Annotated in this window: 13 protein-coding genes; 5 read left to right on the top strand and 8 right to left on the bottom strand. The window is 61.5% G+C overall.

The window, feature by feature from the left end; translation table 11 throughout:
• Positions 1-13: 13 nt before the first annotated feature.
• The 5 genes from AU074_RS30715 to AU074_RS30695 form a co-directional block, all read right to left on the bottom strand.
• On the bottom strand, positions 14-1,246 hold the full coding sequence (locus tag AU074_RS30715; protein WP_010167250.1) for an ABC transporter permease: 1,233 nt from the start codon (positions 1,244-1,246) through the stop codon (positions 14-16).
• Positions 1,247-1,419: 173 nt separating this feature from the next.
• The gene (locus AU074_RS30710) at positions 1,420-2,460 is read right to left on the bottom strand and encodes an ABC transporter substrate-binding protein (protein ID WP_076017905.1); all 1,041 of its coding nucleotides are present in this window, start codon (positions 2,458-2,460) and stop codon (positions 1,420-1,422) included.
• Between the two features lie 43 nt (positions 2,461-2,503).
• Entirely contained in the window at positions 2,504-3,616 is a 1,113-nt protein-coding gene (locus tag AU074_RS30705) for an ABC transporter ATP-binding protein (RefSeq protein ID WP_003210974.1), read from the bottom strand.
• Between the two features lie 214 nt (positions 3,617-3,830).
• A complete protein-coding gene (locus AU074_RS30700; RefSeq protein WP_076017904.1) occupies positions 3,831-4,460 on the bottom strand; it encodes a response regulator transcription factor in 630 nt (209 codons plus the stop codon).
• A 25-nt stretch (positions 4,461-4,485) separates the two neighbouring features.
• Positions 4,486-6,873: a PAS domain S-box protein gene (locus AU074_RS30695; RefSeq protein WP_076017903.1), complete on the bottom strand. Its 2,388-nt coding sequence runs from the start codon at positions 6,871-6,873 to the stop codon at positions 4,486-4,488.
• Positions 6,874-6,950: 77 nt separating this feature from the next.
• Between AU074_RS30695 and AU074_RS30690 the strand changes: the two genes are divergently transcribed.
• Positions 6,951-7,925 (top strand): alpha/beta hydrolase family protein, encoded by a 975-nt coding sequence (locus AU074_RS30690; protein WP_076017902.1) that lies wholly within the window; start codon positions 6,951-6,953, stop codon positions 7,923-7,925.
• A 164-nt stretch (positions 7,926-8,089) separates the two neighbouring features.
• On the opposite strand, the gene AU074_RS30685 is transcribed toward AU074_RS30690, so the two are convergent.
• From AU074_RS30685 to AU074_RS30675, 3 genes are read right to left on the bottom strand one after another with little or no spacing between them, the layout of a single operon-like run.
• Entirely contained in the window at positions 8,090-8,857 is a 768-nt protein-coding gene (locus AU074_RS30685; protein WP_076017901.1) for a TerB family tellurite resistance protein, read from the bottom strand.
• Between the two features lies 1 nt (position 8,858).
• Positions 8,859-9,533, bottom strand: a complete 675-nt coding sequence (murU, locus tag AU074_RS30680; RefSeq protein WP_076017900.1) for an N-acetylmuramate alpha-1-phosphate uridylyltransferase MurU — start codon at positions 9,531-9,533, stop codon at positions 8,859-8,861.
• Positions 9,530-10,549, bottom strand: a complete 1,020-nt coding sequence (locus AU074_RS30675) for an aminoglycoside phosphotransferase family protein (RefSeq protein ID WP_076017899.1) — start codon at positions 10,547-10,549, stop codon at positions 9,530-9,532. The genes murU and AU074_RS30675 overlap by 4 nt, the downstream gene beginning before the upstream one ends.
• Positions 10,550-10,679: 130 nt before the next feature.
• On the opposite strand from AU074_RS30675, the gene AU074_RS30670 reads away from it, so the two are divergent.
• From AU074_RS30670 to rsmA, 4 genes are read left to right on the top strand one after another with little or no spacing between them, the layout of a single operon-like run.
• A complete protein-coding gene (locus AU074_RS30670; RefSeq protein ID WP_076017898.1) occupies positions 10,680-13,478 on the top strand; it encodes an LPS-assembly protein LptD in 2,799 nt (932 codons plus the stop codon).
• Positions 13,459-14,796, top strand: a complete 1,338-nt coding sequence (locus AU074_RS30665) for a peptidylprolyl isomerase (RefSeq protein ID WP_371103567.1) — start codon at positions 13,459-13,461, stop codon at positions 14,794-14,796. Before AU074_RS30670 ends, AU074_RS30665 begins: the two co-directional genes overlap by 20 nt.
• Complete coding sequence (gene pdxA, locus AU074_RS30660) at positions 14,793-15,782, top strand: 4-hydroxythreonine-4-phosphate dehydrogenase PdxA (RefSeq protein ID WP_076017897.1); 990 nt, start codon at positions 14,793-14,795, stop codon at positions 15,780-15,782. Before AU074_RS30665 ends, pdxA begins: the two co-directional genes overlap by 4 nt.
• Entirely contained in the window at positions 15,779-16,591 is an 813-nt protein-coding gene (gene rsmA / locus AU074_RS30655) for a 16S rRNA (adenine(1518)-N(6)/adenine(1519)-N(6))-dimethyltransferase RsmA (RefSeq protein ID WP_076017896.1), read from the top strand. The genes pdxA and rsmA overlap by 4 nt, the downstream gene beginning before the upstream one ends.
• Positions 16,592-16,613 lie beyond the last annotated feature (22 nt).

The raw sequence follows: 16,613 nt of genomic DNA, 5'->3' as shown, positions 1-16,613 counted from the left end.
CGCAACGGTCTCCTTAGCTCAGGCGCAGGCGGCTGGCGCCCACCAGCCAGTTGTAGATCAGGTACAGCACCACGGTGGCCAGCAGCAACAAGCCGCCCAAGGCCGTGGCCATGCCCCAGTTGATGCTGGTGTTGGTGTAGAAAGCCACGAAGTAACTGACCATCTGGTCGTTCGGGCTGCCCAGCAACGCCGGGGTGATGTAGTAGCCGATCGCCAAAATGAACACCAACAGGCAGCCGGCGCCAACGCCGGCGTAGGTCTGCGGGAAGTACACGCGCCAGAAGCTGGCGAACGGGTGACAACCCAGGGAAATCGCCGCCCGCATGTAGGTGGGCGAGATGCCTTTCATCACGCTGTAGATCGGCAGAATCATGAACGGCAGCAGGATGTGCACCATGGAGATGTAGACGCCGAGCCGGTTGAACACCAGTTCCACCGGTTTATCGATCAGGCCCATGCCCATCAGCGCGCTGTTGATCAAACCACCGGACTGCAGCAGCACGATCCAGGCCGCCACTCGCACCAGCACCGAGGTCCAGAACGGCAGCAGCACCAGGATCATCAGCAGGTTGCTTTGCCGCGCCGGCAAGTTGGCCAGCAGGTAAGCCAGCGGATAGGCCAGCAGCAGGCAGCACACAGTGATGACCAGGCCCATCCAGAACGTACGGGCGAAGATATCGAGGTAGATCGCCTGGTCCGGCGTGGCCGGGGCGATTTCGCCGAGGTCGTCGATGCGGTGATCGACGGCGGCCAGCAGGTAGTAAGGCGTGAGGCTGCTGGTGTTGCGCCGGATGGCCTGCCAGTACGCCGGGTCGCCCCAGCGTTCGTCGAGGTTTTCCAGCGCTTCTTTATAGGAGGCAGGCGCTTCGGTGAACGGCAGCGCCCGCGCGGTTTTCGTCAGCAGGCTGCGATAGCCGGCCAGTTCCATGTTCAAGCGTTTTGAGAGGTCGCCCAGGGTCGAGTTTTTCCGGGCTTCGCCCAGGTCTTCGCTGATGGCCTGGTACACCGGCTCGCCCGGTAGGCCACGACCGTCCCAAGCGGTTACCGCTACCACCGTGCGCGGCAGGCCGCCCACCACTTCCGGGTTGCCGACGCTTTTGTAGAGCAGCGCCACAATCGGCACCAGGAACACCAGCAGCAAAAACACCACCAGCGGCGCGATCAAGGCCTGGGCCTTCCAGCGGTTGAGCCGCTCGGCCCGCGCCAGGCGCTGTTTCAGGGTGGGGCTGGGAATGGCGATGGCCATGGCGAACTCCGGATTCTTAAACATAAATGCAAAACGTGGGTGTAGCGCTTGTCCTGTGGCGAGGGAGCTTGCTCCCGCTGGGGTGCGAAGCGGCCCCAAATGATGGGACTGCTGCGCAGTCCAGCGGGAGCAAGCTCCCTCGCCACAAGGTGGGTGTCACATCAGCGACCGGGTTACTTGGCAGCCCAGGAATTGAAGCGCTGCTCCAGTTGCTCACCGTTATCCGCCCAGAAGCTCACGTCGATCTGCACCTGGTTGGCGATGTTTTCCGGGGTAGTCGGCATGTCCTTCAGGATGTCCTTCGCCAGCAACGGCACCGCCTGGATGTTGGCCGGGCCGTAGGCGATGTTTTCCGAGTAGGTCTTCTGCTGCTGCGGCTGCACCGAGAAGGCGATGAATTTCTTCGCCGCCTCAGCACGGTCCTTGGCCAGGCCTTTCGGAATGGCCCAGGCGTCGAAGTCGTAGATCCCGCCGTTCCACACCACTTTCAGGTTGCTTTCTTTCTGCACGGCGGCGATCCGGCCGTTGTAGGCAGAACTCATCACTACGTCGCCAGAAGCGAGGTACTGCGGCGGTTGGGCGCCCGCTTCCCACCACTGGATGTACGGTTTGAGTTCATCAAGTTTCTTGAACGCGCGGTCCTGGCCATCTTTGCCGGCCAGCACTTTGTACACATCCTTCGGCGCCACACCGTCAGCCATCAAGGCGAATTCCAGGGTGTACTTCGCGCCCTTGCGCAGGCCGCGCTTGCCCGGGAATTTCTTGGTGTCCCAGAAATCTGCCCAGCCGCCTGGTGCTGCTTTGAGTTTGTCGGCGTTGTAGGCCAGCACGGTGGACCACACGAAGAAGCCCACGCCGCAGGGCTGGATCGCGCCCTTCACGTAGTCGCCCGGGTTGCCGAACAGTTTCGGGTCCAGGGGTTCGAACATGTCTTCGTCACAACCACGGGACAGTTCCGGCGACTCTACTTCCACCAGGTCCCAGGACACGCTCTTGGTGTCGACCATGGCCTTGACCTTGGCCATTTCACCGTTGTACTCGCCGGCGACGATCTTGCCGTTGCCCGCACTTTCCCACGGTGCGTAGAAGGCCTTGACCTGCGCCGCCTTGTTCGCGCCGCCGAAGGACACGACCGTCAAATCAGGGCCCGCCATGGCCTGTGTCGCGCCCATCAAGCTTAAAGCCAAGGCGGAATATTTCAGGGATCTCAACATTGTTGTGCTCTCCACGTGCGAGGTTGGTGAAGCAAGGGGGCGATCAATTCGCCTCTAGAAGTGGGTCGAGCGCGCGAACGTGCTCGACTTGCCAGCCAATCGGTACCACGTCGCCGACCGCCAGGGCTGTGTCCAGCTCGGCGATCGGTTGTTTCACAAAAAAATCGGTCTTGCCGCAGACTTCCAGGCGCACCCGCACGTGGTCGCCCAGGTAGATGAATTCGGCCACGCGCCCGGAGAAACGGTTGACGCAGCTTTCGCTGGAACCGTTAAGGCTCACGCGCTCCGGGCGTACCGACAGGGTCACCGGACCGCCGACCTGGCCGACGTTCACCGCCAGCGCCTCGACCTTTTCGCCGCGCGCAAGCTCAACCACGCAACGGTCGCCGGTATGGCTGTGCAGGCGGCCATTGAGGCGATTGTTCTCGCCGATGAAGTTAGCGACGAAGGTGTTTTTCGGCTCTTCGTACAACGTACGCGGCGCGGCGATCTGCTGGATTTCGCCCTGGTGGAATACCGCCACCCGGTCGGACATGGTCAGCGCTTCGCCCTGGTCGTGGGTCACGTACACCACGGTCACGCCGAGGCGCTGGTGCAGGTGCTTGATCTCCATCTGCATGTGTTCGCGCAGTTGCTTGTCGAGGGCGCCGAGGGGTTCGTCCATCAGCACCAGCTGCGGCTCGAACACCAGCGCCCGGGCCAGGGCCACCCGCTGTTGCTGGCCGCCGGAGAGTTGCGCCGGGTAGCGCTGGGCGAAGGCATCGAGCTGGACCATGCTCAGTACACGCTTGACCCTCTCGCTGATGTCGGTCTTGCTCAGGCCGCGTACAGAGAGCGGAAATGCCAGGTTCTCGGAGACGGTCATGTGCGGGAACAGCGCGTAGTTCTGGAACACCATGCCGATGTCGCGCTTGTGAGGCGGCACGTTGTTGATCGAGCGGCCGGCCAGTTGGATCTCGCCGGCGGTGGGGGTTTCGAAGCCGGCGAGCATCATCAGGCTGGTGGTCTTGCCCGACCCGGACGGCCCGAGCAGGGTCAGGAATTCGCCCTTGCGAATCTCCAGGTTGAGGTCTTTGACGATCAGGTTCTCGCCGTCGTAGCTCTTTTGCACGCCACGAAAGCTGACCAGCACATCATTTGAATCCACCTCGCTCATACCCGCACCTTTTTGTTTTGGACTGCCATGGAGCAAGCGTAGTCCAGCCGCAAGCCCGCGGAAATCGGGGGGCCGGAGAGATTGGCATCAGCAGGATGGAAGGTTTGGGGTAGGGATTGCCCTACACGGATGGCGGGCACAGGACAGTGCGACAGCTACAGGTGGCGGGAACGGGTCTGCCGAGGCCTGGGAGTGGTCGCAAATAGATATGCGGTTATAGAAGCTTGTGCTCCATGGCGTACTTCACCAGTTCCGCCAGGGAGGTGATGTTGAGCTTTTGCATCAGGCGCGCCTTGTGGGTGCTGATGGTTTTGCTGCTCAAGGCCAATTGCAGGGCGATGTCGTTGACGTTGGCGCCTTGGGCCAGGCGCTCGAATACCGAGAACTCGCGCTCCGACAGCAATGAATGCAACGGGCGCGAATCGGTCAGGCCGACTTCGAAGACCATGCGGTCTGCCAGGTCCGGGTCGATATACCGTCCGCCCGCCGCGACCTTGCGAATCGCCGTCAGCAGCAGCGCCGGATCGCTGTCCTTGGTGGCGTAGCCAGCGGCGCCGACCTTCAGCGCACGGGCGGCCATTTGCGCTTCGTCGTGCATCGACAGCACCAGGATCGCCGGAGGATTGTTCAACGCGCGAATCCGCGGGATGGCTTCCAGGCCGTTGACGCCAGGCATCGAGATGTCCAGCAAGACCACCTCGCAGGGCACGTGGCGCAGGGTCTCCAGCAACTGCTCGCCATTGCTCGCCTCGCCCACCACCAGCAGGTCCTTGGCCAGGCCGATCAGTTGCTTGATGCCTTCGCGAACGATGGTGTGGTCTTCAGCTACCAGTACACGGATCACTGTGGATGTCCTCTTCTTTTGGTTATCAATCCAGCGGCACCGTCACGCTCAGGGTAGTGCCTTCGCCCAACTCACTGTCCAGGCTCAGTTGCCCGCCCATGATCAACACCCGTTCGCGCATGCCCACCAGGCCAAACGACACTGGTCGACCGGGGGCCTGGACGAAACCAATGCCATCGTCGCTGATGGTCAGCCGCAAGTGCGCGCCCTCCACCACCAGCGTCAGTTCGACAGTATGCGCCTGGGCATGGCGCATCACATTGGTCAGTGCCTCCTGCAGGATACGGAACAGGCCGATAGCCTGGGCGTCGCTCAGTAACGGCAGGTTATCCGGCACCTGCACCAGGCAGGGAATCTGCGTCCGGGCTTCGAAACGCCGGGCCTGCCATTCGATCGCCGAGGCAATCCCGGCATCGAGAATCGGCGGACGCAAGGCGGTGGCCACATCGCGTACCAGTTGGAACAGTTGGGCGATCAGGCGCTTCATGCTGTTCAGCCGCTCATGCAGGCCGGGATCCAGTTGCGCGTAGGTCAGCTCGCACATCGAGGTTTCCAGCTTGAGCACGGTGAGCATCTGCCCCAGTTCATCGTGCACTTCCCGGGCGATACGGGCCTTCTCTTCCTCGCGCACGGTTTCCAGGTGCGCCGACAATTCCCGCAGTTGCGCGCGGGAGGCGTCCAACTCCAGCTCGATGCGTTTGCTCTCGCTGATGTCCCAGACAATTCCGTCCCAGACTACGGCGCCGTCTTCCAGGCGCCGGGTAACAGCCTTGATATCGGCCCAGCGCTGCTCGCCCAGGCGGGTCAGGATGCGGCCCTGCCAGGCCCAATTGCTCTCGGTCTCGATGGCCTGGTCCTGGGTGCGGTGATAACTGGCGCGGTCGTCGGGATGCACCAGGCTGCGAATGCCCATGGCCGGATGGCTGAGCACTTCGGGTGCGTACCCGACCAAGCCCTCGCTGCCCTGGCTGATGTAGGCGAACTCGATCGCCTCGCTGTGCGGCAAACGCTCCAGGCGAAACACCAGCCCCGGCACATTGGCGGCAATCCCTTGCAGGCGCGCTTCACTTTCCTGCAAGGCCGCGAGGGCCCGGCGACGCTCGGTGACGTCGTTGAGGTAGACCACGAGGTACTCGCCATCGGCAAAGCGCAGGAAACTCAGGGACACATCCGCCGGCAATACGCTGCCATCGGCGCGCAGGCAATTGGTCGCAAAACTCTGCGGCCCGTCTTCGCTGGCCCGCGCGCGTTTCCACAGGTTGAGCCAGCGGTCCATGGTCAGCGTCGGATCGAATTCGATCAGCGGTCGCTCGATCAGGGCGCCGGGAACGTAGCCGAGCATGGTTTCCGCCGCCTGGTTGGCGTAGCGCACATGGCTGTCCCAATTGACCCAGAGGATGCCGACGGTACTTTGATCGATGGAGAACTGAGTCAGGCGCAAGGCTTCGGCGCCGGCCGCGCGGGCGGCGCTTTCTTCCCGGGCGGCCAGCAGGTTGTGTTCCAGGCCGCGTTGCTGGCGGCGCTGCCAGAACACCACGGCCAGGCTGGCGAGCAATAAGAGCCCCAACAACAGAGTGAGGTTTTGCCAGAAACCGGGCGACTCGGTCACCCGCGGATATTTGGGCTGCAGCCAGCGTGTGTGCAACTGGTCCAGATCGCGGGCGGGAATAGAACGCAGGGCGCTTTGCATGATCTCAGCCAGTTCTGGCCAGTCGCGCCGAGTCGCTACCCGCAACAATTGCGGCAGGCCGATATCGCCCACCACGGCAAGACCGGCGAACTCGGTTTCCCCAGACAACCGGCTCAATTGCGCCTCATCCACTACTGCATACCGGGCTTGCTGGCTCACCAGCAATTGCAGGGCCTGGCGCTCCATGGGCACGCCTTGCAGGTTGAGGCTCGGGTAGGTGCTGCGCAGGTAATCCGCCACAGCGCTGGGCATGCGCACGGCGACGCGGGATTGGTCATCGAGTTTCTCCAGGTCTACCGATGTGCCGCCGTCGCGGATCCCGACGATGTGCTGGGGCACGCGCATATACGGATCAGAGAACAACCATAAACGCAGACCGGCCGGGGTTTGCAGTAGGCCGGGGGCGAGGTCGACCTCACCTTCACGCACCGCCGCCTCCAACTGCTCCTGATTGGGAAAGTTGCGCCAGGTCAGCTCGATGTTCAGCGCCTTGGCCAGCCACTGCATCAATTCGACGTTGGCTCCGGACAGCCGCTGCAAGCGCCGATCGTATTGGGCATAAGGCGCCTGCAATACCAGGCCGACCCGCAGGTCCGGATGGTGGTCGAGCCATTCACGCTGGCCGGCATCGAGCTGCGCCTGGTGAGTGGCAGGCGCAGGCACGGCGCCCGCAATCAAGGGAAAGCATAAACAGCCGATAACCAGCAGGTAGCGAAAACCCATGATCCACGTCTCATATCACTGACAAATACTGACCAACCCATTAGGCTGCCGGAATCACTTCTGGCCGGAATTCAACGATGCCACTTTCCCACCGTTCGGCACTGCCAGCATTGTGCCTGTCGCTGCTGTTTACCAGCGCCTTTTGTGTCGAGGCTGCCGACACTCCCGCTCCCGCCCCGGAAAAACCGGTGGTACGCCAGCCCTTGCCGGAGCGCAGCCAGGAAGAAGCCAACGCCCTGGAGCGACAAATCCCGCAGCAGGAACAGCAACAGTTGCAGGCGGGAAGCGATTCTTTCCTGGCCCTGTGGAAGCCGGCCAACACCGGCGAGCCTGAAGGCGTGGTGATTATCGTCCCGGGCAACGGCGAAAGTGCTGACTGGCCTCAAGCAATCGGTCCGTTGCGCAAGAAATTGCCGGACGCTGCCTGGGGCACCCTGAGCTTGTCGCTGCCGGACCTGACTCTGGACACGCTGCCACCCCGGGTCATCGAATCGCCCAAGGCGGCCGTGGACACCAGCAGCAAAGACGCCAGCACCGTCGCCAAACCCGTGGAGCAAGCCGCCAGCGCCGAAGCTGAAGGCACCGACCCGGCCGTGGTTCCGGGCAACGATGAACAAGACAAGACCGACGCCACGCGAATCTTCGCGCGCATCGACGCCGCCCTCGCCTTCGCCCAGACCCAGAATGCCCGCAGCATTGTGCTGCTGGGCCATGGCACCGGCGCTTGGTGGGCAGCACGCTACCTGAGTGAAAAACAACCGGCGCAGGTGCAGAAATTTGTGATGGTGGCCGGACAAACCCCGGTGGGCCGTGCCCCGGACCTGCAACAACTGGCACCGAAACTGAAGGTGGCCACGGCAGACTTTTTCTACCAGGACAACGCCCTGGTACGCAAAGCGGCCCAGGAACGTTCCCAGGCCAGCAAGCGTTTGAAGAATGACAGCTACAAGCAGGTGTCGTTGAAGGCCTTCCCCGATAACAGCCAGGCCGGGCAAGAACAACTGTACCGCCGGATTCGCGGCTGGCTGAGCCCGCAAAATCCCGGGGACTGATCGTAAATCTCAAAAACACTGGAGAGTAAAATGTGGGAGCGGGCTTGCTCGCGAATGCGGTGAGTCAGTCACTGTACCTGTTACTGATCCACCGCATTCGCGAGCAAGCCCGCTCCCACAATTGATCCGGTTTACACCATAAAAAACAGCGGCTCCTGCTTCTGCTAGCGAAAGTCTCGTCTTTCGCGAATCAGCGCATAGGCGTTATGCAGCTCGCGGGTACGTTCGGTCGCCTCGCGCACCTGGGCGGGACTGGCGCCACTGCCAGCAATCTTGTCCGGGTGGTGCCGGCTGAGCAGGCGCCGGTAGGCGCGTTTGATCACCGATGGTTCAGTGGTCGAGGTCACCCCCAGAATCCGCAGCGCCTCCTGATAGGCCCTGCCACGATTGGCCAACGGTTTGCGCTCTGGCTCGTAGTCAGCCGCCAATGCCCGGATCTGCTGCACGGTCCAACCCAGCCATTTGCCCCATTGCTCAATCAACTCGCGCTCGGCGCTACTGGCCTTGCCGTCCGCCCAGGCCATGCGCCAACAGGCACGCAGCACACCTTCCGCCGCGTGAGGCTGAGCCTTGAGCACGCCCAAATAACTGCGCACCCGGTCCGAGCCGGACTTGCCGCGATTGAACGCGGCAATCGCACGGCGCTGGGCCGGCTCGGACATATCCAGCGAGCGCATTTCCTGGCGAGCCTGCTGGATATGCCCGTCCACTACCCGGCCATTACTCTTGGCCAGGCGGCCGAGCAACACGAACAGCAATTCGTCATTGCGCAGCGCCGGCCGACCGCCGAGGCGCTCGCGTAACTGAGCCCAGCTTTGCAGCTCCAGGCGCCGGTCCAGCGCCTGGCCCAGCAACGCGCCCAACATGGCCCCCGGAATGCTGGCAATGGCAAAGCCTGCCCCGGCTCCGATCAGAGTCCCTGGCCACAACACCCTAGTGCCCCGCTGCCAGCAGAGTTTCGACTTGCGCCAGGCGCTCCAGCGTCCCGACATCGATCCAGCGTCCGTTCATGTGTTCCCCCGTCACCAACCCTTTCGCCATGGCGTCACGCAACAGCGGCGCCAGTTTGAAAGCACCCGCACTGCAACCCGCGAACAGCTCGGGATGGAGTACGGAAATGCCACTGAAGGTCAGGTTATCGGCACCGGGGGCGGCATCATGAAGCGCGCCGTCCTTTATGTAGAAGTCACCGCCGGACGGGTGATGGGGCGGGTTGTCGACCATTACCAGGTGGGCCAGGCCATTCAACGGTTGGTTCAGGCTGGCGAAGTCGTAATCGGTCCAGATGTCGCCATTGACCACCAGGAACGGTTCGTCCCCCAGCAGCGGCAAGGCCTTGAAAATGCCGCCGCCGGTTTCCAGCGGCTCGCCCTCAGCCGAGTACTGGATACGTACGCCGTACTGCGCGCCGTCACCCAGATAGCCTTCGATCTGCTGGCCGAGCCAGGCATGGTTGATGACGATATCGGTGAAGCCCGCTTTCGCCAGCGCCTCGAGGTGATACTCGATCAGGCGCTTGCCGCCGGCCTGGATCAGCGGCTTGGGCGTGTGCAGGGTGAGCGGACGCATCCGCTCACCTTTGCCGGCGGCCAGGATCATGGCCTTCATACCGCCGCCTCGACGCGCAGGCTCGCCAGCAACTCACCCAGTTCGCTCAACTCTGGCCGGTCTGCGAGCACCGCCTCTATATAAGCAAAGAAGCGCGGCACGTCCGCCAGGTAGCGTGGCTTACCATCGCGATGGCAAATGCGCGCGAAGATGCCGATCACCTTCAGGTGACGCTGCACGCCCATCAGGTCGCTGGCTCGCAGGAACTCTTCGAAGTCCGACTGCACCGGGATGCCCAGCGCGCCGGCGCGCTGCCAATAACCGCGCTGCCATTCCCGTACGCGGGCTTTCGGCCAACTGAGGAACGCATCCTTGAACAGGCACGTGATGTCGTAGGTCACCGGGCCGTAGACCGCATCCTGGAAGTCCAGCACGCCGGGATTCGGCTCGCTGATCATCAGGTTGCGCGGCATGTAGTCGCGGTGCACCAGTACCTTGGGCTGGGCCAGGGCGCTGTCGATCAGGTGTTCGCTGACGCGCTGCCACAGGGCAAGTTGCCGCGCGTCGAACTCGATGCCCAACTCCCGGCGAACGTACCATTCAGGAAACAATTCCAGCTCCCGACGTAACAGAGCAACGTCATAGCTTGGCAATGGCGTCTCCATCGGCAATTGCTGGAAAGCGAGCAACGCATCGATGGCATCGGCGAACAATTGATCGGCATTTTGCTCGTCAATCACGTCCAGATAGGTTTTTTTCCCCAGGTCGTTAAGCAAAAGAAAGCCGCGAATCAGATCTTGCGCAAAAATTTTCGGAACATTTATTCCCGATTGACCGAGAAAATGCGCGATATCGACGAAAGGTTTGCAGTTTTCCTGGGGGGGTGGAGCGTCCATTACGACAAAACTGCGACCTCCTCCGTCCCACCGGAAGTAACGCCTGAAACTCGCGTCACTGCTGGCCGCAGTCAACGTGGCCGGGGGTACGAGACCCCAGCCTTGGGCGGTAAAAAGGCGAGGCAATTGCTCATCAAGCCAGACTTTCAGCTGTTGCAAACGTAGATCTTGGTCGGGCATTACAAGGGTCTCCGACGGCGCTAGCCGTCAAGCGGGTCATGCTTTATTATCACGCATCTTTTTCAGACCATCGAGAGGCGTGCGGCCCACACCGCGGGCAGATGGCACGCAGGAAGCCCGGACTAATAAGATGGCATTGAAATCCCCCGCGTTTCGTAGAAAATTTCCGTTGCTGGTAACCGGCAGTCTGCTGGCCATGCAACCTTTCGCCACCTCATTCGTGGTCGCCGCGGAACAGTATGACTGCTCAGTCTCTGCTTCGGGTGCCTGGGATTGCGCGCCGAAGACGGCCGCAGCCCCGCTGCCACCGCGCCCGGTGCATGACGGCAGTGCCGTCAGCTCCGCCAATGGCACGCCGCAAGGCGAGTCTGCTGGCACTGCCGAGGCCGTGCCGCAGACCACATTGGTCACCGAAGCCAAGGGCCGCGGCCTGCGTTCGCGCAGCGCCGACTACAGCCATCTGGACTGGGTCCCTCGCGAGAAGCTCACCGCTGCGCAACTGGCCGAAACCGGCCCGTACTGCTCCGGCGCGTACATCGAGCCGATCCGTCCTGGCATGAACGACAAGACGAACAAGAGCGACGCACCGACTTTCATCGGCGCCAAGGTCTCTCGTTACGAGCAGGAACAGCAAGTTGCCTCCCTTGCCGGTGACGTCGTCATGCGCCAGGGCAGCATGCAGGTCGAGGCCGACGAGGCCAACCTCTACCAGGCCGAGAACCGTGGCGAGCTGAACGGCAATGTCCGTCTGCGCGACAACGGCGCCCTGCTGGTGGGCGACCACGCTGAAGTCCAACTGGACACCGGCGCGGCCAAGGTCGACAACGCCGAATACGTGATGCACAAATCGCGCATCCGCGGCAACGCGCTGTACGCCAAGCGTGCCGAGAACGCGATCATCCGTCTCAAGGACGGTACGTACACCACCTGTGAGCCGAACAGCAACGCCTGGCAGCTCAAGGGCAACAACATCACGCTCAACCCGGCGACCGGTTTCGGTACGGCGACCAACGTGACGTTGCGGGTCAAGGACATTCCGATCCTTTACACGCCGTACATCTACTTCCCGATCGACAACCGTCGTCAATCCGGCTTCCTGCCGCCGAGCTTCAGCACCGGCAGCGAGACTGGCTTCACGCTGGTTACGCCGTACTACTTCAACCTGGCGCCGAACTACGATGCCACGTTGTACCCGCAATACATGACCAAGCGCGGCATGTTGATGGAAGGCGAATTCCGCTACCTCACCAAGTCCAGCGAAGGGCAGTTTGGCGGCGCGTACCTGAACGATGATAACGACGAGCGCAAAAACCAGACCGACTACGAAAAAACCCGCTACATGCTCAACTGGCAGCACAAGGGCGGTCTGGATTCACGCCTGCTGACACAGGTCGACTACACCAAGATCAGCGACCCGTATTACTTCCAGGACCTGAAGTCGTACCAGATTGGCGTTCAGAGCCAGGAATACGTCAACCAACAGGGTTCCGTAAGCTATCGCGGCGACAGCTATACGGCGCGATTGAACGTCCAGGCTTATCAGTTGGCGACTATCTCCAATATTACGCCTTACAACAGGCTGCCCCAGCTCACGTTCAACGGCACGCTGCCATATCATCCAGCCGGTCTGGAGTTTGCCTACGAGACTGAGGCAGTCAGGTTCGAACGAGACCTTGAGAACGGCACGTTTACCGACGAGGACGGCCTTACATCTGACCGACTCGATAAAAACGTAGCCGGCCTGAACCGTGCGAACGGTAACCGCCTGAACCTGGCACCTAGCGTCTCGCTGCCACTGAACTGGACCTACGGTTTCATCACGCCGAAATTGAAGTACGTTTACACCAAGTACGATCTGGACTTGGACAGCATCGGCAAGAATGACCTGGTCACCAATCGCCTTGGTTCCTCCTCGCTTGGCGAGAGCTTCAAAAGCTCTGAGGACCGTGCAGTACCGATTGCCAGTATCGATAGCGGCCTTTACTTTGACCGCAATACCCAATGGTTCGGCGACAACTATCGCCAAACCCTGGAACCACGCTTGTTCTACCTCTATGTACCTGAGAAAGATCAAACCGACATTCCGGTATTCGACACCAGCGAGACAACGTTTAACTACTCATCGCTGTTCCGCGACAACCGCTTCGTCGGAAGCGACCGTATCGGCGACGAGAACAAACTGTCCCTCGGCGTGACCAGCCGCTGGATTCAGGACAACGGCTTCGAGCGTCAACGCGTCTCCATCGGCCAGGCCCTGTACTTCAAGGACCGCGAAGTCCAGTTGCCAGGTATTGATGCCAAGACCCGCGACGATGCGCATTCGAACGTCTCGCCTATCGCACTGGATTACGAGTTCCGCTTCAACCGCGACTGGCGCGCTACTGCAGACTATAACTGGGACACCGACAGCCACAGCCCACGCTCCGGCAGCGCGATGTTCCACTATCAGCCGGAAGACAACCCGAACAAGGTTATCAACGTCGGCTACCGCTATCGCAATGACCAGGTCGTCTACAACCAGTCGACCGGCAAGTGGCAGTTCGGCGGCGACTATGGCACTCCGGGCACCGACAACTTCGTGAAGGATTACTACAAAATCCAGCAACACGACTTCTCGATGATGTGGCCGATCATTCCGCAGTGGAACCTGATCACCCGCTGGCAGTATGACTATGCCCGCAACCGCACCCTGGAAGCCTTTGGTGGTTTCGAGTACGACAACTGCTGTTGGAAATTGCGTGTGATCAACCGTTACTGGGTCTCCAACGACGAATACACCCAGGCTGCCCCGCTGAACGAAAAGGGTGACCACGGGCTCTTCTTCCAAGTTGTCCTCAAAGGACTCGGCGGCCTGACCGGCGCCAAGGTAGAGAGCTTCCTCGACAAAGGCATTGAAGGTTATCGTGAACGTGAAGACCAAGCTTTCTGATTGTCTGCGCCCGCTGATGCTGGGCGCGCTGTTCCTGGGTACTGCCGCAGCTCACGCTGCGGTTCAACCGCTGGATAAGGTAGTGGCCATCGTCGATAACGACGTGATCATGCAGAGCCAACTGGACCAACGGGTCAAGGAAGTTCAGCAAACTATCGCCAAGCGTGGCGGCGGCGTACCGCCGACCAGCGTGCTGGACCAGCAGGTGCTTGAGCGCCTGATCGTTGAAAACCTGCAATTGCAGATCGGCGATCGCTCCGGCATCCGTATCAGCGACGAAGAATTGAACCAGGCTGTCGGCACCATCGCCCAGCGCAACAACATGAGTGTTGATCAGTTCCGCGCCGCCCTGGCTCACGATGGCCTGTCCTATGAGGACGCCCGTGACCAGATTCGCCGTGAAATGATCATCAGCCGTGTGCGTCAGCGCCGTGTGGCCGAGCGGGTTCAGGTGTCCGAGCAGGAAGTGAAGAACTTCCTGGCCTCTGACCTTGGCAAGATGCAGCTTTCCGAAGAACTGCACCTGGCCAACATCCTGGTTCCTACCCCAGACAGCGCCAACGCTGAACAGCTCAATGCTGCCGCAGCGAAAACCCAGGCTATCTATGACCGGCTCAAGCAAGGCGCTGACTTTGCTCAGATGGCCATTGCCCAGTCCGGCAGCGACAACGCCCTTGAAGGCGGTGACATGGGCTGGCGTAAAGCCGCTCAACTGCCACCACCGTTCGACCGCGAGCTGAGCGCCATGGAAGTCGGTGGCATCACCCAGCCTGCCCGTACGCCAGGCGGTTTCATCATCCTCAAGTTGCTCGGCAAGCGCGGTGGCGAAGAAGCCCAGATGAAGGACGAAGTTCACGTTCGTCACATCCTGGTCAAGCCAAGCGAGATCCGTACCGAAGCCCAAACCAAGGAACTGGCCCAGAAGCTCTATGACCGCATCGAAGCGGGCGAAGACTTCGGCGAACTGGCGAAGAGCTATTCCGAAGACCCGGGTTCGGCGCTTAACGGCGGCGACCTGAACTGGATCGACCCGAAAGCACTGGTGCCTGAGTTCCAGGACGTGATGGCCAAGACTCCGCAAGGCGTCCTGTCCAAGCCGTTCAAGACCCAATATGGCTGGCATGTGCTGGAAGTCCTTGGCCGTCGCGCCACTGACAACACCGCCCAGGCCCGCGAGCAACAAGCCCTGACCGTACTGCGTAACCGCAAATACGACGAAGAGCTGCAAACGTGGTTGCGTCAGATCCGTGACGAAGCCTACGTAGAGAACAAGCTTCCTGGCGCCGACCAAACAGGCACCGACCAGGCAGCCCAGTGAAACCCAAGCGTTTCGCATTGACACCCGGCGAGCCGGCCGGCATTGGTCCTGACCTGTGCCTGCTGCTCGCCTCGCACACCCAGCCACATCCCCTGATTGCCATTACCAGCCGCGACCTGCTCCTTGAGCGGGCCGCGCAGTTGGGCGTGGCCGTCGATCTGCTGTCGGTCGGCCCGGGCAACTGGCCTGATCTGCCGGCGCCAGCCAACAGCCTGTACGTATGGGATACCCCGCTACAGGCCAAGGTCGTCGCCGGGCAACTGAACAAGGCCAACGCTGCCTTTGTCCTGGAAACCCTGACACGGGCCGGCCAAGGCTGCATCAACGGGGATTTCGCGGGAATGATCACCGCCCCGGTGCACAAGGGTGTGATCAACGAGTCCGGGATCGCCTTTTCGGGCCATACCGAATTCCTCGCTGAGCTGACCCATACCGAACAAGTGGTGATGATGCTGGCAACCGGTGACCTGCGGGTGGCGCTGGTGACCACTCACCTGCCCCTGCGCGAGATTGCCGACGCCATTACCCCCGAGCGACTGGAGCGTGTGACACGCATCCTGCACGCCGACCTGCAACAGAAATTCGGCATCGCCCAACCACGCATCCTGGTCTGTGGGCTCAACCCCCACGCCGGTGAAGGTGGCCACTTGGGCCATGAAGAAATCGACATCATCGAACCAACCCTGGAGCGTCTGCGCCTTGAGGGCATGGACCTGCGCGGCCCATTGCCTGCCGACACTCTGTTTACCCCCAAATATCTGGAGCACTGCGACGCAGTGCTGGCGATGTACCATGACCAGGGGCTGCCCGTGCTGAAGTACAAAGGCTTCGGCGCCGCCGTCAACGTGACACTGGGCCTGCCGATCATCCGCACCTCCGTCGACCATGGCACCGCCCTGGACCTCGCCGGCAGCGGCAAGATCGATACCGGCAGCCTGCACGTGGCCCTGGAAACCGCCTATCAGATGGCCGAGACCCGTATATGACTGAGCATTACCAACACCGGGCGCGCAAGCGCTTCGGGCAAAACTTCCTGCACGACGCTGGCGTGATTGATCGCATCCTGCGCTCCATCCATGCCAAGCCCGAAGACCGCCTGCTGGAAATCGGCCCGGGCCAGGGCGCCCTGACCCAAGGCCTGCTGAAGAGCGGCGGCCAGTTGGACGTGGTTGAGTTGGACAAGGACCTGATCCCGATCCTCAACCAGCAGTTCGCCGGCATGCCCAATTTCAACCTGCACCAAGGCGATGCGCTGAAGTTCGACTTCACCAGCCTCAATGCGGCGCCCAACAGCCTGCGGGTGGTCGGCAACCTGCCGTACAACATATCCACCCCGCTGATTTTTCACCTGCTGAACAACGCCGGCATCATCCGCGACATGCATTTCATGCTGCAAAAGGAAGTGGTTGAGCGTCTGGCCGCGGGTCCTGGCGGTGGTGATTGGGGTCGCCTGTCGATCATGGTTCAGTACCATTGCCGCGTAGAGCACCTGTTCAACGTCGGCCCGGGGGCGTTCAACCCACCGCCGAAGGTCGACTCCGCCATCGTGCGCCTGGTGCCTCACGCGGTACTGCCGCACCCGGCCAAAGATCATAAATTGCTGGAACGCGTGGTGCGCGAAGCGTTCAACCAACGCCGCAAGACCTTGCGCAATACGTTGAAGGCTTTGCTCAGCAACGCTGAAATCGAAGCCGCCGGCGTCGACGGCAGCCTGCGCCCCGAGCAGCTGGACCTGGCCGCCTTCGTGCGCCTGGCTGACCAACTCGCCATTCAGCCTGCGCCAGCGGCCGAATAAAGTAGAGTCGGGCACGGCCAGA

This window comes from Pseudomonas sp. ATCC PTA-122608 (genome assembly GCF_001952855.1).
In the GTDB taxonomy this organism is placed as follows: domain Bacteria; phylum Pseudomonadota; class Gammaproteobacteria; order Pseudomonadales; family Pseudomonadaceae; genus Aquipseudomonas.
This window is presented reverse-complemented; position numbering and strand designations above follow the sequence as displayed.